At 38.0% G+C, this 16,315-nt stretch carries 25 protein-coding genes; 24 read left to right on the top strand and 1 reads right to left on the bottom strand.

Annotated elements, in window-relative coordinates:
• Nucleotides 1-4: 4 nt before the first annotated feature.
• A complete protein-coding gene (locus tag IWB64_RS02440) occupies nt 5-3,250 on the bottom strand; it encodes a SusC/RagA family TonB-linked outer membrane protein (protein WP_194532506.1) in 3,246 nt (1,081 codons plus the stop codon).
• 645 nt (nt 3,251-3,895) lie between these two features.
• Here IWB64_RS02440 and rpsL point away from each other — a divergent pair.
• The 24 genes from rpsL (at nt 3,896) to rplO (ending at nt 16,305) form a co-directional block, all read left to right on the top strand.
• Nucleotides 3,896-4,270: a 30S ribosomal protein S12 gene (gene rpsL, locus IWB64_RS02435; protein ID WP_010519393.1), complete on the top strand. Its 375-nt coding sequence runs from the start codon at nt 3,896-3,898 to the stop codon at nt 4,268-4,270.
• A 75-nt stretch (nt 4,271-4,345) separates the two neighbouring features.
• Nucleotides 4,346-4,822, top strand: a complete 477-nt coding sequence (gene rpsG / locus IWB64_RS02430; protein WP_194532505.1) for a 30S ribosomal protein S7 — start codon at nt 4,346-4,348, stop codon at nt 4,820-4,822.
• A 6-nt stretch (nt 4,823-4,828) separates the two neighbouring features.
• Entirely contained in the window at nt 4,829-6,961 is a 2,133-nt protein-coding gene (gene fusA, locus IWB64_RS02425) for an elongation factor G (protein ID WP_194532504.1), read from the top strand.
• Nucleotides 6,962-6,970: 9 nt separating this feature from the next.
• Nucleotides 6,971-7,276 (top strand): 30S ribosomal protein S10, encoded by a 306-nt coding sequence (gene rpsJ / locus IWB64_RS02420; protein ID WP_008613600.1) that lies wholly within the window; start codon nt 6,971-6,973, stop codon nt 7,274-7,276.
• 189 nt (nt 7,277-7,465) lie between these two features.
• Complete coding sequence (gene rplC / locus IWB64_RS02415) at nt 7,466-8,083, top strand: 50S ribosomal protein L3 (protein WP_194532503.1); 618 nt, start codon at nt 7,466-7,468, stop codon at nt 8,081-8,083.
• A complete protein-coding gene (gene rplD / locus IWB64_RS02410) occupies nt 8,083-8,712 on the top strand; it encodes a 50S ribosomal protein L4 (protein ID WP_194532502.1) in 630 nt (209 codons plus the stop codon). The genes rplC and rplD overlap by 1 nt, the downstream gene beginning before the upstream one ends.
• 6 nt (nt 8,713-8,718) lie before the next feature.
• Complete coding sequence (rplW, locus tag IWB64_RS02405; RefSeq protein WP_194532501.1) at nt 8,719-9,009, top strand: 50S ribosomal protein L23; 291 nt, start codon at nt 8,719-8,721, stop codon at nt 9,007-9,009.
• A gap of 9 nt (nt 9,010-9,018) precedes the next feature.
• A complete protein-coding gene (gene rplB / locus IWB64_RS02400) occupies nt 9,019-9,843 on the top strand; it encodes a 50S ribosomal protein L2 (protein WP_194532500.1) in 825 nt (274 codons plus the stop codon).
• A 14-nt stretch (nt 9,844-9,857) separates the two neighbouring features.
• Entirely contained in the window at nt 9,858-10,136 is a 279-nt protein-coding gene (gene rpsS, locus IWB64_RS02395) for a 30S ribosomal protein S19 (protein WP_013993861.1), read from the top strand.
• Nucleotides 10,137-10,139: 3 nt separating this feature from the next.
• Nucleotides 10,140-10,547, top strand: coding sequence for a 50S ribosomal protein L22 (gene rplV / locus IWB64_RS02390; protein ID WP_155594689.1), 408 nt, complete (start codon nt 10,140-10,142; stop codon nt 10,545-10,547).
• Between the two features lies 1 nt (nt 10,548).
• Entirely contained in the window at nt 10,549-11,271 is a 723-nt protein-coding gene (rpsC, locus tag IWB64_RS02385) for a 30S ribosomal protein S3 (protein ID WP_155594688.1), read from the top strand.
• A 20-nt stretch (nt 11,272-11,291) separates the two neighbouring features.
• Nucleotides 11,292-11,723, top strand: coding sequence for a 50S ribosomal protein L16 (rplP, locus tag IWB64_RS02380; protein ID WP_155594687.1), 432 nt, complete (start codon nt 11,292-11,294; stop codon nt 11,721-11,723).
• 8 nt (nt 11,724-11,731) lie between these two features.
• A complete protein-coding gene (rpmC, locus tag IWB64_RS02375) occupies nt 11,732-11,923 on the top strand; it encodes a 50S ribosomal protein L29 (protein ID WP_155594686.1) in 192 nt (63 codons plus the stop codon).
• Nucleotides 11,924-11,936: 13 nt separating this feature from the next.
• Nucleotides 11,937-12,197, top strand: a complete 261-nt coding sequence (gene rpsQ, locus IWB64_RS02370; RefSeq protein ID WP_155594685.1) for a 30S ribosomal protein S17 — start codon at nt 11,937-11,939, stop codon at nt 12,195-12,197.
• Nucleotide 12,198: 1 nt separating this feature from the next.
• Nucleotides 12,199-12,567: a 50S ribosomal protein L14 gene (gene rplN / locus IWB64_RS02365; protein ID WP_013993867.1), complete on the top strand. Its 369-nt coding sequence runs from the start codon at nt 12,199-12,201 to the stop codon at nt 12,565-12,567.
• Nucleotides 12,568-12,579: 12 nt separating this feature from the next.
• Entirely contained in the window at nt 12,580-12,894 is a 315-nt protein-coding gene (gene rplX, locus IWB64_RS02360; protein WP_155594684.1) for a 50S ribosomal protein L24, read from the top strand.
• 3 nt (nt 12,895-12,897) lie between these two features.
• Nucleotides 12,898-13,449, top strand: a complete 552-nt coding sequence (rplE, locus tag IWB64_RS02355) for a 50S ribosomal protein L5 (RefSeq protein ID WP_155594683.1) — start codon at nt 12,898-12,900, stop codon at nt 13,447-13,449.
• Nucleotide 13,450: 1 nt separating this feature from the next.
• On the top strand, nt 13,451-13,720 hold the full coding sequence (gene rpsN, locus IWB64_RS02350; protein ID WP_194532499.1) for a 30S ribosomal protein S14: 270 nt from the start codon (nt 13,451-13,453) through the stop codon (nt 13,718-13,720).
• A gap of 66 nt (nt 13,721-13,786) precedes the next feature.
• Nucleotides 13,787-14,185, top strand: coding sequence for a 30S ribosomal protein S8 (rpsH, locus tag IWB64_RS02345; RefSeq protein WP_194532498.1), 399 nt, complete (start codon nt 13,787-13,789; stop codon nt 14,183-14,185).
• An 18-nt stretch (nt 14,186-14,203) separates the two neighbouring features.
• Entirely contained in the window at nt 14,204-14,746 is a 543-nt protein-coding gene (gene rplF, locus IWB64_RS02340; RefSeq protein WP_194532497.1) for a 50S ribosomal protein L6, read from the top strand.
• Between the two features lie 9 nt (nt 14,747-14,755).
• Complete coding sequence (rplR, locus tag IWB64_RS02335; RefSeq protein ID WP_194532496.1) at nt 14,756-15,112, top strand: 50S ribosomal protein L18; 357 nt, start codon at nt 14,756-14,758, stop codon at nt 15,110-15,112.
• A gap of 8 nt (nt 15,113-15,120) precedes the next feature.
• A complete protein-coding gene (gene rpsE, locus IWB64_RS02330; protein WP_155594678.1) occupies nt 15,121-15,645 on the top strand; it encodes a 30S ribosomal protein S5 in 525 nt (174 codons plus the stop codon).
• 11 nt (nt 15,646-15,656) lie between these two features.
• Nucleotides 15,657-15,839 (top strand): 50S ribosomal protein L30, encoded by a 183-nt coding sequence (rpmD, locus tag IWB64_RS02325; RefSeq protein WP_155594677.1) that lies wholly within the window; start codon nt 15,657-15,659, stop codon nt 15,837-15,839.
• A gap of 13 nt (nt 15,840-15,852) precedes the next feature.
• Complete coding sequence (gene rplO / locus IWB64_RS02320) at nt 15,853-16,305, top strand: 50S ribosomal protein L15 (RefSeq protein ID WP_194532495.1); 453 nt, start codon at nt 15,853-15,855, stop codon at nt 16,303-16,305.
• The last annotated feature ends 10 nt before the right edge of the window (nt 16,306-16,315 follow it).

Here is a 16,315-nt window from a genome sequence, read left to right as displayed (position 1 = left end):
TTGTTTAAAAGTCAAATCTAACGTTAAAACCATATTCTTTAGATGTAGGATACGGGCTAGACTGATATCCTTGTAAGTTACCTGCACTTAAACCAGCTTCAGGATCAGTATATGGAGCATTTTTGTCAATAATCCAAAGGTTTCTTCCTACAAGTGAGAAAGTGATGTTATTAAGTGGCATATTCTGCAACATCTTGCTAGGTATTTTGTAAGACAAAGTTACCTCTCTAAGCTTAACATAACTTGCATCGTATACATGTGCTGCCTGAGGAGCATAAACATAACCTAATGCATTTGCATAAGTTTCCATAGAAGTACGGGTAGTGTTGTTACTACCGTCAGCATTAACACCTTCTAGTAAGATACCTCCGCCATCAGCTATAGGATCACGTTTTGGGTTACCCAATTCGTTAGCCCCAGCAGTAACATCATAAACACCAGTAGCATAACCATACCAAGTATCAAGTGAAAAGAAATCTCCACCTTTTTGAATGTCTATTAAGAAACTCATAGAAAGATTTTTATATCTTAAAGAGTTAGTAATACCAGCTTTCCAATCAGGGTTTATGTCACCAATAGGCTGTGGGGTTGCGTCAACAACATAACGGCCAGTGTCAGCATCAATAACTTTTTCACCATTTAAATAAGTGAAATTACCACCCCATAAACTTCCGTAAGGTTGTCCAACGGTTGCATTTATTGTTACACCACCTTGAAAACTTCCCATTTCGAGATTACTAACACCATCAAATAAGCTAATTACTTCACTTTCATTTTTAGCCCATGTACCGTTTATAGTCCAATCAAAATCATCAGTTTTAACTGGTGTTACAAATAACGCAACTTCAACACCTTTGTTTTCAATGTCTCCTGAATTAACAACTTTTGAGCTGTATCCAGTCGCTCTACTAACTTCAACAGGGAAGATTTGATCTGTAGTATTCGTTTTGTAAAGAGATAAATCTAAACCAGCTCTTTTATTTGCAAAACTCATTTCTAGACCAACCTCATAAGACTTGGTTAATTCATTTACCAAATCGCTGTTGTTTCTTTGGCCATCAACACTGAATAAAGGCACTGAGAAATTCGTTGGGCTAAAGTAAGAATTGTAAACCCTCTGAGGTACTGTACTATTACCTACTTCAGCATAGTTTGCACGGAATTTACCGAAACTTAACCAGTCTGCATCAACTAATTTAGAGAATACAAAAGATGTAGATATCGCTGGGTAAAAGAAACCATTGTTATCATCAGGCAATGTAGATGAATAATCATATCGTCCAGATAAATCTAAATACACTAGGCGATCATAGTTAAATGAAGCATTGGCGAAAAAACCATATTGCTTTAACTTGCCCAAGTATTCAGTTGATGGCTCTAACAAGTTTGTTGAGTTACTTAAAGAATACAGCTTAGGAACAACAAGACCACCACTAGTTGATGCGTCAACCCATTCGGTTCTAGACTGTCTAGCAGTAGCTCCAACAACACCGTCAAGCGCAAGTTTTTCTGACAGATCAAAGTTGTAGTTAAGTAATAGGTCATAGTTTATCTCTGTAAACGATTGGTTGAATCTTGAGTATTCACTAGGAGAATTTACACTACTAACCGCAGTTCTTTCTTCTCTAAGCTCAGAATAGGTGTCAAGAGAAGTTCTACCAGTAATACTTAACCAATCGGCCGCATCATAGGTAAGGTTGAAATTACCAAAGATTCTATTTCTCGTATCACTTTGGTAGTTTTCATAAAGCGTCCAAAAAGGGTTGTCAAAAAATATTGGTTTAACCCCGTCTAGTGTTAATGGGTCGCCAGCGTAGTTCCAAGTAATGTTTCTTCCAGTTGCAAAATATGCCGCTTCCTGGTCTTTATAGTCAACATTAGTTTGGTGCCATTGTCTAAAACTTTGTATGATGTTGTTTGCATCATATCCAGTTCCATAACGCCCATTTCCGTCAGTCTTAGTGAAAGTAACCTTAACGCCAGCATTAAGTTTTTCAGAAAGTTCTTGCGTACCATTAAAATCAACTGTATTTCTTTTAATACTACTATTAGGAACAATACCACTTTGGTCAAGGTTTGTATAACCTAATCTAAAAGATCCAGTATCACTTCCTGCAGAAATAGAAATACTATTGTTAAGTGTAACCCCAGTGTTGAAAACTGATTCTGGACCATTGGCCGCAGCAACATAAGGAGTAGCTTGAAGATAGTTAGGAGATTCTGGATAGAAAGCATCCCATTGGTAAACTAAAGTATTAGGATTGAAAGCAGCACCAAAAGAAGCATCTTCAGTAAAAGGCGTGGTCAAATCATCAACACCATCTCCGTCTATATCTTGCTCAAAGAAATAACCTCCAGGACCACTATAGTAGGGTCCGTAACCTGCACCATACTCTTTTTGGAACTTAGGAAAAGTATCTTTATCATATTTCGCAAAAGACACACCTGAGTTTACTGTTATGCCAAGTCCTTGACCTTTTTTACCTTTCTTCGTTGTAATGATTATAACACCGTTCGCTGCTCTAGATCCGTATAGGTTAGATGCTGCTGCACCTTTTAAAACATTTACAGATTCAATGTCTTCTGGGTTAATGTCCATTGCGGCATTACCATAGTCATAACCACCTTGACCTGTCGTTTGGTCTTCTGCTGAATCAGACGAACCAGAACTAGAGTTACTATTATTGCCAATAGGTGTACCATCAACAACAAAAAGAGGTTGGTTATTACCAGTAATAGAACTGTAACCTCTTAAAATAACATTTGATGAACCACCCAAAGAACTACTCTTCTTAATGTCCAGACCGGCAACTTTACCAGATAGGGAGTTCATAAAGTTAGTTTCTTTAGCAGTGTTTACTTGGTCACCTTTGACCTCTGTGGTAGCATAACCAAGAGCTTGTTTCTCTCTTTTGATACCTAAAGCAGTTACTACAACCTCGTCTAAAGCCTGAGCATCCTCAGTCATTTGAAGGTTTACTATGTTTGATGCTCCAACAGGACGGGTCTCGTTTTTATACCCAATGTAAGAGAATACTAATGATTGACCTTCACTTGCTTGAATAGCATAGTTCCCGTCAAAATCTGTTTGTGTACCGTTTGTGGTACCTTGCACAACAATATTAACTCCCGGTAATGGCAGACCATCCTGGTCTGAAACCGCACCGGTAATCGATTTGTCTTGCGCAAATGAAATTTGCACGATCAACGCCAAAAACAGCGTTAACAATCCTTTTTGTTTTGCTCTCATTTTTATAATTATTTGAATTAGCTAGCGCCAAAAGTCACAAATCCACGTTAATAATCCAATTTTTTTTAACTCAAAATTATGCATGCATAAGTTTTAGGTGTGATAAAATGAGGTTTCAGGCAATAATTTTAAGAAAATCACACAGAAAATCTGCATAAAGTTATAGAAAAAGCGATTTTTCATTTGGCAGAATGAATATGGGTGTCGGTTTTTGTTAAAAAAATTGGAATTATTCAATAATTGCCATTTTTGATTGAATTCCTTGTTTTAATAGTATTTTAATCAATTATTAATAGGAATATTCTTGTTAAATTATAAAAATCTTATGCATTAATAAGTAATAATGATTGAAGATGGCAATTTCGTCGTTGAAAAAAGAGCGAAGGTGATTAATAGTTTTTAGGATGTTAGTTGTACTCAATATACGTTTATGTAATAGCATTAATTAGTTTATGTCATATTTCTTGTTGATAATGCATGATTTCTACCTTGTCTCTGCTTTTTCTCCTAATAGATTTTTCTGGTAAAAATCCACCAAGAATTAATTTCTTTGAAAATAAACTCGAAACCATTTGAATTTCTGCGAAATAGTCTTACATTTGCCGACCCTTAAACAAGGGGTTATTTATTCATATATAAGTTAGTATGCCAACAATTTCACAATTAGTACGAAAAGGAAGGTCCACGATTACTAAGAAGAGTAAATCGGCGGCTTTGGATTCGTGTCCTCAAAGAAGAGGTGTTTGTACTCGTGTTTATACGACTACACCGAAGAAACCAAACTCAGCTATGAGAAAAGTAGCAAGGGTAAGGTTGACAAACGGTAAGGAAGTAAACGCTTACATACCCGGAGAAGGACATAACCTCCAAGAGCACTCGATAGTATTAGTAAGGGGCGGAAGGGTAAAGGATTTGCCAGGAGTTAGGTACCACATCGTTAGAGGAGCTTTGGATACTGCAGGTGTTGCAGGAAGAACTCAACGTAGGTCTAAGTACGGTGCAAAACGCCCTAAGAAGTAAATGAACAAAGAATATTAAGTAAAGGTTGAGATGTTAAAGTTTCAATTGGAGTTTAAAATTCTAAACTATTAAGTAATGAGAAAAAAACAGGCAAAGAAAAGACCACTTTTACCAGATCCAAGATTTAACGATCAGTTGGTGACACGTTTCGTTAACATGATGATGTGGGACGGTAAGAAGTCTATCGCTTTTAGTGTTTTCTATGATGCAATGGATATCGTAGAAGAAAAAAAGACCGATGAAGAGAAGACTGCTTTAGAGCTTTGGAAGGATGCCCTTTCAAATGTTATGCCTCACGTTGAGGTTAGAAGTAGAAGAGTAGGTGGTGCTACATTTCAGATTCCTATGCAAATTAGACCAGATCGTAAGATTTCTACTGCGATGAAATGGTTGATTAGTTTCGCAAGAAAGCGTAATGAAAAAGGAATGGCACAAAAATTAGCAGCAGAGGTTCTTGCCGCTTCGAAAGAAGAAGGTGCAGCTGTTAAGAAAAGAGTAGATACGCATAAAATGGCAGAGGCTAACAAAGCTTTTTCACACTTTAGATTCTAATCGGAAATGGCAAGAGATTTAAAATATACAAGAAATATAGGTATTGCTGCTCATATTGATGCTGGTAAAACAACAACAACAGAGCGTATACTTTTTTATACTGGTGTTAGTCATAAGATAGGTGAGGTGCACGATGGTGCGGCTACTATGGACTGGATGGAGCAAGAGCAAGAACGTGGGATTACCATTACTTCTGCTGCTACAACTTGTACGTGGAAGTTTCCTTTGGAAAATGCGAAGCCCCTTGATAATACTAAAGATTATCACTTTAATATAATAGATACACCGGGACACGTAGATTTTACGGTTGAAGTAAACCGTTCGCTTCGTGTTTTAGATGGTTTAGTTTTTCTTTTTAGCGCAGTTGATGGTGTTGAGCCTCAATCTGAGACTAACTGGAGATTGGCTGATAACTATAAAGTCCCAAGAATTGGTTTTGTGAACAAAATGGACCGTCAAGGTTCTAACTTCTTAATGGTCTGCAAGCAGGTTGTTGAAATGTTAGGTTCTAAGGCAGTTCCAATTGTATTGCCAATTGGTGAAGAAGGAGATTTTAGGGGAATCGTTGATTTAGCTAAAAACAGAGCAATAGTTTGGCATGAAGAGGGCTTCGGTGCTACTTTTGATGTTGTTGATATTCCAGAAGATATGAAAGCGGAAGTTAAGGAGTATAGAGCTGCCTTAATTGAAGCTGTTGCGGAGTATGATGAAAACTTAATGGAGAAATTCTTCGAAGATGAAGACTCCATTACGGAAGAAGAAGTACATGCTGCTTTGAGAGCTGCGGTTATGGATAGAGCAATCATTCCTATGATTTGTGGTTCGTCTTTCAAAAACAAAGGTGTTCAGTTTTTATTGGATGCTGTTTGTAGATACCTTCCGTCTCCAATGGATAAGGAAGATATTGAAGGAACTAATCCTGATACTGGAGAAGTTGAAAAACGTAAGCCTAGTGTTAAGGAGCCATTTTCGGCTTTGGCTTTTAAAATTGCAACCGATCCTTTTGTTGGAAGGTTAGCTTTCTTTAGAACATATTCAGGTCGTTTGGATGCTGGTTCATATATATTGAACAACCGTTCGGGTAAAAAAGAACGTATTTCTCGTATTTATCAGATGCACTCTAATAAGCAAAATGCTATCGATTATATCGAAGCAGGAGATATTGGTGCGGCTGTAGGGTTTAAAGATATCAAGACTGGTGATACCATGTCTGATGAAAAGCACCCTATTGTTTTAGAGAGTATGGACTTTCCTGATCCGGTAATTGGTATCGCTGTTGAGCCAAAAACAAAAGTGGATGTAGATAAGTTAGGTATGGCTTTGGCTAAATTGGCTGAAGAAGATCCTACTTTCCAAGTTAAAACCGATGAAGCATCAGGTCAGACCATTATTTCAGGGATGGGCGAGCTTCACTTAGATATTATTGTAGATCGTTTAAGACGAGAGTTTAAAGTTGAGGTGAACCAAGGTGAGCCGCAAGTTGAATATAAAGAAGCACTTACTAAAACGGCTTCACACAGAGAAACTTACAAAAAGCAATCTGGTGGACGTGGTAAATTTGGTGATATATCTTTCGAAATGAGTCCTGCTGATGAGGATTTCGAAGGAGAAGGACTTCAATTCGTTGATCAAATTAAAGGTGGTCGTATTCCTAAGGAATTTATACCATCTGTAGAAAAAGGCTTTACAGCAGCAATGCAAAACGGACCTTTGGCAGGATTTGAGATGGATTCTATGAAAGTAGTATTGAAAGATGGATCTTTCCACCCTGTGGATTCTGATGCGCTTTCTTTCGAATTAGCTGCAAAAATGGGGTACAAAGCAGCGGGTAAAGCTGCAGGTGCCGTTGTTATGGAGCCAATTATGAAAATAGAAGTTATTACTCCTGAAGAAAACATGGGTGATATCGTAGGTGATTTGAACCGTAGAAGGGGGACAATTACGAATATGAGTGACCGTGCTGGTGCTAAGGTTGTAAAAGGTACTGTTCCATTGTCTGAAATGTTTGGATATGTAACATCACTTAGAACGCTTTCATCCGGTAGAGCAACATCAACAATGGAGTTTTCACATTATGCCCAAACACCTTCTAATATCTCTGAAGAGGTAATTAAGAAGTCTAAAGGTATAACAGCATAAATTTAAGACATGAGCCAAAAAATACGGATTAAATTAAAATCTTACGATTATAACTTGGTAGACAAGTCTGCTGAAAAAATCGTAAAAACGGTAAAGACTACCGGAGCTGTGGTAACGGGGCCAATTCCATTACCTACACACAAAAAAATATTTACGGTTTTGCGTTCACCGCACGTAAATAAGAAGTCTAGAGAGCAGTTTCAACTTAGTTCTTACAAGAGGTTGTTGGATATTTATAGCTCTTCATCTAAAACTATTGATGCGCTTATGAAGCTTGAGCTTCCAAGTGGTGTTGAGGTTGAGATAAAAGTATAGTTTACTACCTGTTCTTTATTGAATGGGTGACATGTCCCGAGCTGCGTGCGAGGGAAAAACGGATAAAAACAATCAGGGTTGAATTGTTTTGACCCTGTTTTTTTGTCCGATAGTTAGTGAATATTAAATAAGTATATATAAACGGAAGACGGGTTTTTTTAAATCTGAATTCTATAATCTAAAATCAGTATGTCTGGGTTAATTGGAAAAAAAGTAGGCATGACCAGCATCTTTGACGAGAACGGGAAGAATATTCCTTGTACAGTTATTGAAGCGGGGCCATGTGTGGTTACCCAAGTCAGAACCGAAGAAGTTGATGGGTATAAAGCTCTTCAACTTGGTTTCGATGACAAGGCAGATAAGCGTGCTAATAAGGCCGAAGCAGGTCATTTCAAAAAAGCAGGTTCATCTCCTAAGAAAAAAGTCGTTGAATTTAAAGGTTTTGATGAGGATTACAAATTAGGAGACACTATAGGTGTTGATGTGTTTGTAGAAGGAGAATTTGTAGATGTTGTTGGTACGTCTAAGGGTAAAGGATTTCAAGGTGTTGTAAAACGTCATGGATTTGCCGGTGTGGGTCAAGCGACTCACGGTCAGCATAACCGTTTGAGAGCTCCTGGTTCCATTGGTGCTGCATCTTATCCTGCAAGAGTTTTTAAAGGAATGAAAATGGCCGGTAGAATGGGTGGTGATAGAGTTACCGTTCAGAATCTTAAAGTTTTAAAGGTTGTTCCAGAAAAGAATCTTTTAGTTGTAAAAGGTGCTGTTCCAGGTCATAAGAACGCTTACGTAACTATCGAGAAGTAATGAAGGTAGCAGTTTTAGATATTAAAGGAAAAGAAACAGGTAGAAAGGCAGACCTTTCTGATGCTGTTTTCGGAATAGAGCCAAATGATCATGCTGTGTATTTGGATGTTAAACAATATTTAGCACATCAAAGACAAGGAACGCACAAAGCAAAAGAGCGTGCGGAAATTGCGGGAAGTACTCGTAAGATCAAGAAGCAAAAAGGAACTGGTACAGCACGTGCCGGTAGTATTAAATCTCCTATTTTTAGAGGTGGTGGTAGAGTTTTTGGTCCTAGACCTAAAGATTATACTCAGAAGTTGAATAAGAACGTGAAGCGTTTGGCTCGTAAATCTGCACTTAGTATCAAATCTAAAGAACAAGCAATTTTAGTTGTGGAAGACTTTAATTTTGATACGCCAAAGACAAAAGATTTTAAAGGAGTTTTGAAGTCATTAGGGCTTGAAAACAAAAAATCATTGTTTGTCTTGGGTGATTCAAATAATAGCGTATATTTGTCTTCGCGAAATTTGAAAGGTTCCGAAGTTGTAACTTCCTCAGAAATAAGCACTTATAAAATTCTTAATGCAAGTAGTATTGTGTTGTTAGAGAGTGCTTTAGAAGGATTGGAGTCAAACTTAACAAAATAGAAAACCATGAGTGTGTTGATAAAGCCAATAATAACGGAAAAAATGACCGCTGATAGCGAGTTGTATAATCGTTATGGTTTCGTAGTTGACCCAAGGGCCAACAAGATCCAAATTAAAGATGCGGTAGAAGCTACTTACGGTGTTTCAGTAAAGAAAGTTAGAACCATGAATTATGGTCCATCTAGAAAAACACGTTTCACCAAAACTGGAGTACAGCATGGTAAAACTAATGCAATTAAAAAGGCAATAGTTGATGTGGCAGAAGGTGATATCATTGATTTTTACAGTAATCTATAAAGGCAAGAAATGTCAGTTAGAAAATTAAAACCAATAACCCCCGGGCAGCGTTTTAGAGTAGTAAATGGTTTTGACGCCATTACTACTGATAAGCCGGAGAAGAGTTTACTCGCTCCGTTAAAAAAATCGGGAGGAAGAAACAGTCAAGGAAAAATGACCATTCGCCAAAGAGGTGGTGGGCATAAGAGAAGGTATCGTGTTATTGATTTCAAAAGAGATAAGCAAGGAATTGCTGCTGTTGTGGAGTCAATTCAGTACGATCCTAACAGAACAGGTTTTATTGCTTTATTGAAGTATGCAGATGGTGAGAAAAGATACATCATTGCGCAGAACGGATTAGAAGTAGGGCAAGAGGTTAGTTCTGGTAGTAATGTAGCTCCTGAAATAGGGAATGCATTACCAATAAGTGAAATACCATTAGGTACTATTATTTCTTGTATAGAATTACGTCCTGGTCAAGGAGCTGTTATGGCTAGAAGCGCAGGTACTTTTGCTCAGTTAATGGCAAAAGATGGTAAGTTCGTTACGGTTAAGATGCCTTCAGGTGAAACTAGATTAATATTATCTACATGTATGGCTACAATTGGAGCTATATCTAATTCTGATCACCAGTTATTAGTATCTGGTAAAGCAGGTAGAAGTAGATGGTTAGGTAGAAGACCTAGGACTAGACCAGTAGCAATGAACCCTGTCGATCACCCAATGGGTGGTGGTGAAGGTAGAGCTTCAGGTGGTCATCCAAGATCAAGAAACGGAATCCCGGCTAAAGGTTATAGAACGCGTACTAGGACCAAGAAGACGAATAAGTATATTCTAGAACGTAGAAAGAAATAATAAAGTAAGAAACAATGGCACGATCGTTAAAAAAAGGACCTTACGTTCACTATAGCTTGGAGAAAAAAATCCAGCAAAGCGCTTCTTCAGGAAAGAAGAGCGTTATAAAAACGTGGTCAAGAGCATCGATGATAACACCTGATTTTGTAGGTCAGACTATAGCTGTTCATAACGGAAGACAGTTTGTTCCTGTATTCGTTACGGAGAATATGGTAGGTCACAAATTAGGCGAATTTTCTCCAACAAGATCTTTTAGAGGTCACGCAGGAGCCAAGAACAAAGGTAAAAAGTAAGCTATGGGAGTTCGAAAAAAACAGATGGCCGAAAGAATCAAGGCCGAGAAAAAACAGATAGCGTTCGCTAAGTTGAACAACTGTCCTACATCGCCTAGAAAAATGCGTTTGGTAGCAGACCTTGTTAGAGGAGTTAAAGTAGAAAAAGCATTGGCTATTTTACGTTTTAACCCAAAAGAGGCTTCTCGAAAATTAGAGAAATTGTTACTTTCTGCCTTGGCTAACTGGCAGGCAAAGAATGAAGATGCTAGTGTTGAAGATGCGGACCTTTTTGTAAAGGAAATTCGTGTTGACGGTGGTAGTATGTTGAAAAGATTGCGTCCAGCTCCACAGGGTAGAGCGCATAGAATTAGAAAACGTTCCAACCATGTTACATTGGTGTTGGGGTCTAATAATAATATAGAAAGCTAGAATGGGACAGAAAACAAATCCGATAGGAAATCGTCTAGGAATTATCAGAGGATGGGAATCTAACTGGTATGGTGGTAACGATTATGGAGATAAACTAGCTGAAGACAATAAGATACGTAAGTATATTCATGCTCGTTTAGCGAAAGCTAGCGTGTCTAGAGTAATTATAGAACGTACCTTAAAGTTGATTACAATTACTGTGACTACTGCAAGACCTGGTATTATTATAGGTAAAGGTGGTCAAGAGGTGGATAAGCTTAAAGAAGAGCTTAAGAAAATCACCAATAAAGAGGTTCAGATCAATATTTATGAGATCAAAAGACCAGAACTTGATGCAAATTTGGTAGCAGCTAGTGTTGCTCGTCAAATTGAAAGCAGAATTTCTTTTAGAAGAGCTATTAAAATGGCTATTGCTGCGGCAATGAGGATGAATGCAGAAGGAATCAAGATTCAAATTTCAGGTCGTTTGAACGGTGCGGAGATGGCGCGTTCAGAATCTTATAAAGATGGTCGTATTCCATTGTCTACTTTTCGTGCAGATATCGATTATGCTTTACATGAAGCTCAAACGACATACGGTAAGTTGGGTATTAAGGTTTGGATCATGAAAGGTGAAGTGTACGGCAAGCGTGAATTGTCTCCGTTAGTAGGTATGACTAAAGGTCAGTCTTCAAAAGGTGGTGATAAACGTGATGGCGGAAGAAAGCAACGTCGTAGAAAGTAATTTTTTTAAAGAAGTAAACAATGTTACAACCTAAAAGAACCAAGTTTCGTAAGATGCAAAAAGGCCGCATGAAAGGCAATGCGGGTAGAGGGTTCCAGTTATCAAATGGAATGTTCGGCATCAAAACTTTGGATACAAAATTTATTACGTCGCGCCAAATCGAGGCAGCTCGTATTGCGGCTACTAGATATATGAAAAGGCAAGGCCAGTTATGGATTAAAATATTTCCGGACAAGCCTATTACCAAAAAACCTCTTGAGGTTCGTATGGGTAAAGGTAAAGGTGCTCCAGAATATTTTGTAGCGGTCGTTAAGCCTGGAAGAGTTTTATTTGAAGTTGCTGGTGTACCTATGGATGTTGCTAAGGAAGCATTAAGGTTGGCAGCGCAAAAGTTACCTGTAAAAACAAAGTTTGTTGTTGCTCGTGACTACGTTGATCAAGATTTAATCTAAGTTGTACCATGAAAAACAAAGAAATTAAAGAATTGTCTGTAGAAGAGCTTAAGCAGAAGCTAGCTGAATTTAAAACGCAGCAGGCTAACCTCAAAATAGCGCATTTTGTAACGCCACTTGAGAATCCGCTTCAGATTAGAAAGGCAAGAAGAACGGTAGCTAGATTAGCAACGGAATTAACTAATAGGGAAAACCAATAACTGGTTCTGCTTTATGGAAGAAAAAAGAAACTTAAGAAAAGAGAGAATAGGGGTTGTAACCAGTAACAAAATGGAGAAATCTATTGTTGTGGCAGAGGTTAGAAAAGTAAAGCACCCTATGTACGGTAAGTTCGTTTTAAAAACGAAAAAGTACGTTGCACACGACGAGAAAAACGATTGCAAGGAAGGTGATACCGTTAAGATAATGGAGACACGCCCGTTAAGCAAGACTAAAACTTGGCGTTTAGTAGAAATCTTAGAAAGAGCTAAATAATATGTTACAGCAAGAATCAAGATTAAAGGTAGCGGACAACACAGGGGCAAAAGAAGTTTTGACCATTCGTGTACTTGGAGGAACCAAGAGAAGATACGCATCTATTGGAGATAAGATAGTTGTTACTGTAAAAGAAGCTACGCCTAACGGAGGTATCAAAAAAGGTGCTGTATCTACAGCTGTAGTTGTAAGAACTAAGAAAGAAGTCAGGAGACCTGATGGTTCATATATTCGTTTCGATGACAATGCTTGTGTATTGTTGAATCCAACAGGAGAAATGAGAGGAACCCGTGTTTTCGGTCCGGTTGCCCGCGAATTACGCGATAAGCAATTCATGAAAATTGTTTCATTGGCCCCTGAGGTACTTTAATATAGAACAAGCATGAAAAAGTTGAAAATTAAAACGGGAGATACAGTTCGTATCATTGCAGGAGACCATAAAGGTACTGAAGGCAAGGTGATGACTGTTAACCGTGAAAAGAACAAAGCGATCGTAGAAGGTGCTAACATGGTTTCTAAACATCAGAAGCCAAGTGCGCAGAATCCTCAAGGCGGAATCGTTAAAAAAGAATCTCCTATCAATATTTCTAATTTGTCTCTAATAGATGCTAAATCTGGAAAGACAACAAGAGTAGGGTACGAGGTAAGAGACGGAAAGAAAGTCCGGTTTTCTAAGAAATCCAATGAAGTAATATAAGTTATGGCTTACGTTTCAAGGTTAAAGAAAGAATATGGTGAGCGTATAGTAGGTGCGCTTAAAGAAGAGTTTGGTTACAAGAATGTAATGCAAGTACCCAAGCTTCAAAAGATAGTTGTTAGTAGAGGTGTTGGTGCCGCTGTAGCAGATAAAAAACTTATCGATCATGCGGTAGATGAATTGACTAATATTACTGGTCAAAGAGCTGTTGCAACACTATCTAAGAAGGATGTTGCTGCGTTTAAGTTGCGAAAAGGTATGCCAATTGGCGCTAAAGTGACTTTACGTGGAGAACGTATGTACGAATTTTTAGACCGTTTGGTTACAAGTGCGTTGCCGCGAGTTCGTGATTTTCAAGGGATTAAGGCTACTGGCTTTGATGGTCGTGGTAATTATAGCCTTGGTGTAACAGAGCAAATAATTTTTCCTGAAATCAATATTGATAAAATCAATAGAATTGACGGAATGGATATTACCTTTGTAACTTCTGCTGAAACGGATAAAGAAGCAAAATCATTATTAACAGAATTAGGTTTACCTTTTAAAAAGAACTAGTATGGCTAAAGAATCAATGAAAGCCCGTGAGCGCAAAAGGGAAAGAACTGTTGCTAAATATGCTGAGAAAAGAAAAGCTTTGAAAGAAGCTGGAGATTACGAAGCATTACAAAAATTGCCAAGAAACGCGTCACCTGTACGTATGCACAACCGTTGCAAGTTAACAGGTAGACCAAAAGGTTATATGAGAACTTTTGGTATCTCTAGGGTTACGTTCAGAGAGATGGCTAATCAAGGTCTTATACCAGGTGTTAAAAAAGCAAGCTGGTAAAAATTAGTGAATAACTGGTTTCAGGTTCGTTAATACAGACGAAAACCGTTACCGAATTATATATATATGGTTACAGATACTATAGCAGATTATCTAACGAGAGTTAGAAATGCCAGCAGCGCTGGTCACAGAGTGGTAGAGATACCTTCTTCTAAAGTGAAGAAAGAAATGACTAAAATATTGTTCGATCAGGGCTATATTTTGAGTTATAAATTCGAAGAAGATAAAGTTCAAGGTTCTATTAAGATAGCCTTGAAATATGACAAGGCAACAAAAGAGCCTGTTATCAAAAAAATTCAGAGAATCAGTAAACCAGGTTTACGTAAGTATGCTGGTGCTGAGAGTCTGCCTAGAGTCTTGAATGGCTTAGGAATAGCGATAGTATCTACCTCTCATGGGGTAATGACGAGCAAGCAGGCAAAAAATGAGAATGTAGGTGGCGAAGTGCTTTGCTACGTATATTAATAGGATAAAAAGGAAGAAATGTCAAGAATTGGTAATAATCCGGTAGCTATTCCTGAAGGAGTTACTGTTGAGGTAAAAGGTAACGAGGTTGTCGTTAAAGGCAAGTTGGGTGAACTTACTCAAGAGTTTTCTGCCGTCGAAATAAAAATTGAAGATAGTCAAGTTTGGGTAACCAGACCGTCAGATTCAAAAGATAATAAAGCTAAGCATGGTTTGTATCGTGCTTTAGTAAAGAACATGATTGAAGGTGTTTCTAAAGGTTGGACAAAAGAATTAGAACTTGTAGGTGTTGGTTATCGTGCTAGCAACCAAGGTCAGAAGTTAGATGTCGCTTTAGGATTTTCACACAACATAGTATTAGAGTTAGCTCCAGAATGTAAAGTGGAGACTATATCTGAGAAAGGGAAAAATCCAATCATTAAATTGACATCGTTCGACAAACAATTAGTAGGTCAGATTGCCGCCAAAATACGAGGATGGCGTAAGCCTGAGCCTTATAAGGGTAAAGGTGTTAAGTTTGTTGGCGAGCAGTTAAGAAGAAAAGCAGGTAAATCAGCTTAATAGTATATCATGGGATTATCAACAAGCGAAAGAAAACAGAGAATACGGAGAAGAATCAGAAAGGTTTCCACTGGAACAGCGGAAAGACCTAGATTATCCGTTTTTAGAAGTAATAAAGAAATTTATGCTCAAGTTATAGACGATAAACAAGGGGCTACATTAGCTTCTGTATCTTCTAAAGATAAAGACTTGGCAAAAGAAAAGGGTACTAAGATAGAGATTGCAAACCTTGTAGGTAAAGCTATCGCTGCTAAGTGCAAAGAAGCAGGTATTGAAAAAGTTGCTTTTGATAGAGGTGGTAACCTTTACCACGGAAGAGTGAAATCTTTGGCTGATGGCGCAAGGGAAGCAGGACTTAATTTTTAAATAAGAGTATGTACCAGAAATATAAAAACGCAGAGACCGTAAAACCCGGTGGATTGGATCTTAAAGATAGATTGGTAGGCATACAACGTGTTACCAAAGTAACTAAAGGTGGTAGAGCATTCGGTTTTTCAGCTATAGTTGTTGTAGGTGATGAAAGTGGAGTTGTGGGTCACGGTTTAGGAAAATCTAAAGAGGTAGCAACTGCTATCGCTAAGTCTATTGAAGACGCTAAAAAGAACTTAATTCGTATTCCTTTGAATAAGGGAACATTACCTCACGAACAAAAAGGTAAATACGGTGGAGCTAGAGTTTATATCCAGCCTGCATCGCATGGTACCGGAGTTATCGCAGGTGGTGCTGTAAGAGCGGTATTAGAAGCAGTAGGGGTTCAGGATGTACTTTCTAAGTCTCAAGGTTCTTCTAACCCTCACAATGTTGTAAAGGCTACTTTTGATGCACTTTTGCAATTAAGAGATGCTAGAACAGTTGCGGGTCAAAGAGGAGTTTCTCTTGAAAAAGTTTTTAAAGGATAAGTAGAAATATTATGGCAAAGAAAATTCTGGTAAAACAGTTGAAGAGCGGCATTAAAAGACCACAGAACCAAAAGCGTACATTAGTTGCTTTGGGTCTTAAAAAAATTGGTCAAGTAGTAGAGCACGATGCCACGCCGAATATACTCGGTATGATAGCTAAAGTTGAACATTTGGTTTCCACTGAGGAAGCTTAAATAGCATATTATAATGAATTTAAGTAATCTAAAGCCTGCTGATGGTTCTACCAATAGAGCTGGCAAAAGAATAGGTAGAGGTCAAGGGTCTGGTAAAGGCGGTACTGCTGCAAGAGGTCACAATGGTGCTAAATCAAGATCTGGTTACTCCAAGAAATTGGGTTTTGAAGGTGGTCAGATGCCATTGCAGAGACGTGTACCTAAATTTGGTTTTACAAACATAAACCGAGTTGAATATCAAGGTATCAACGTTGAGAAGTTACAGGAGTTAGTCGATAACAAAAAAGTTAAAGACACTATTACTTTTGAAACTTTAGTTGAAAACGGTTTAGCCAAAAGTAAAGACCTTGTGAAAATATTAGGAGGTGGAGAATTGAAAGCCTCTCTAAAAATTTCAGCGCATAAATTTACGGCAAGTGCCAAAGCGGCCATAGAAGCTGCTGGTGGAGAAGCAATAAATTTATAAGCAAAAACTG

Source organism: Zobellia nedashkovskayae (assembly GCF_015330125.1).
Classification (GTDB): domain Bacteria; phylum Bacteroidota; class Bacteroidia; order Flavobacteriales; family Flavobacteriaceae; genus Zobellia; species Zobellia nedashkovskayae.
The sequence above is the reverse complement of the archived record's forward strand: the minus strand, read 5'-3'. Positions and strand labels throughout refer to the sequence as shown.

Excerpts from the sequence above, each read along its gene's own strand:
- rpsN (WP_194532499.1), top strand. The coding sequence starts at position 13,451 with ATGGCTAAAGAATCAATGAAAGCCCGTGAGCGCAAAAGGGAAAGAACT.
- rpsJ (WP_008613600.1), top strand. The coding sequence starts at position 6,971 with ATGAGCCAAAAAATACGGATTAAATTAAAATCTTACGATTATAACTTG.
- rpsH (WP_194532498.1), top strand. The coding sequence starts at position 13,787 with ATGGTTACAGATACTATAGCAGATTATCTAACGAGAGTTAGAAATGCC.
- rplF (WP_194532497.1), top strand. The coding sequence starts at position 14,204 with ATGTCAAGAATTGGTAATAATCCGGTAGCTATTCCTGAAGGAGTTACT.
- rpsQ (WP_155594685.1), top strand. The coding sequence starts at position 11,937 with ATGGAAGAAAAAAGAAACTTAAGAAAAGAGAGAATAGGGGTTGTAACC.
- rplW (WP_194532501.1), top strand. The coding sequence starts at position 8,719 with ATGAGTGTGTTGATAAAGCCAATAATAACGGAAAAAATGACCGCTGAT.
- rplV (WP_155594689.1), top strand. The coding sequence starts at position 10,140 with ATGGGAGTTCGAAAAAAACAGATGGCCGAAAGAATCAAGGCCGAGAAA.
- rpsL (WP_010519393.1), top strand. The coding sequence starts at position 3,896 with ATGCCAACAATTTCACAATTAGTACGAAAAGGAAGGTCCACGATTACT.
- rpsC (WP_155594688.1), top strand. The coding sequence starts at position 10,549 with ATGGGACAGAAAACAAATCCGATAGGAAATCGTCTAGGAATTATCAGA.
- rplE (WP_155594683.1), top strand. The coding sequence starts at position 12,898 with ATGGCTTACGTTTCAAGGTTAAAGAAAGAATATGGTGAGCGTATAGTA.
- rpmD (WP_155594677.1), top strand. The coding sequence starts at position 15,657 with ATGGCAAAGAAAATTCTGGTAAAACAGTTGAAGAGCGGCATTAAAAGA.
- fusA (WP_194532504.1), top strand. The coding sequence starts at position 4,829 with ATGGCAAGAGATTTAAAATATACAAGAAATATAGGTATTGCTGCTCAT.
- rplC (WP_194532503.1), top strand. The coding sequence starts at position 7,466 with ATGTCTGGGTTAATTGGAAAAAAAGTAGGCATGACCAGCATCTTTGAC.
- rplO (WP_194532495.1), top strand. The coding sequence starts at position 15,853 with ATGAATTTAAGTAATCTAAAGCCTGCTGATGGTTCTACCAATAGAGCT.
- rplN (WP_013993867.1), top strand. The coding sequence starts at position 12,199 with ATGTTACAGCAAGAATCAAGATTAAAGGTAGCGGACAACACAGGGGCA.
- rpsG (WP_194532505.1), top strand. The coding sequence starts at position 4,346 with ATGAGAAAAAAACAGGCAAAGAAAAGACCACTTTTACCAGATCCAAGA.
- rplR (WP_194532496.1), top strand. The coding sequence starts at position 14,756 with ATGGGATTATCAACAAGCGAAAGAAAACAGAGAATACGGAGAAGAATC.
- IWB64_RS02440 (WP_194532506.1), bottom strand. The coding sequence starts at position 3,250 with ATGAGAGCAAAACAAAAAGGATTGTTAACGCTGTTTTTGGCGTTGATC.
- rplX (WP_155594684.1), top strand. The coding sequence starts at position 12,580 with ATGAAAAAGTTGAAAATTAAAACGGGAGATACAGTTCGTATCATTGCA.
- rpsS (WP_013993861.1), top strand. The coding sequence starts at position 9,858 with ATGGCACGATCGTTAAAAAAAGGACCTTACGTTCACTATAGCTTGGAG.
- rplB (WP_194532500.1), top strand. The coding sequence starts at position 9,019 with ATGTCAGTTAGAAAATTAAAACCAATAACCCCCGGGCAGCGTTTTAGA.
- rplD (WP_194532502.1), top strand. The coding sequence starts at position 8,083 with ATGAAGGTAGCAGTTTTAGATATTAAAGGAAAAGAAACAGGTAGAAAG.
- rpmC (WP_155594686.1), top strand. The coding sequence starts at position 11,732 with ATGAAAAACAAAGAAATTAAAGAATTGTCTGTAGAAGAGCTTAAGCAG.
- rpsE (WP_155594678.1), top strand. The coding sequence starts at position 15,121 with ATGTACCAGAAATATAAAAACGCAGAGACCGTAAAACCCGGTGGATTG.
- rplP (WP_155594687.1), top strand. The coding sequence starts at position 11,292 with ATGTTACAACCTAAAAGAACCAAGTTTCGTAAGATGCAAAAAGGCCGC.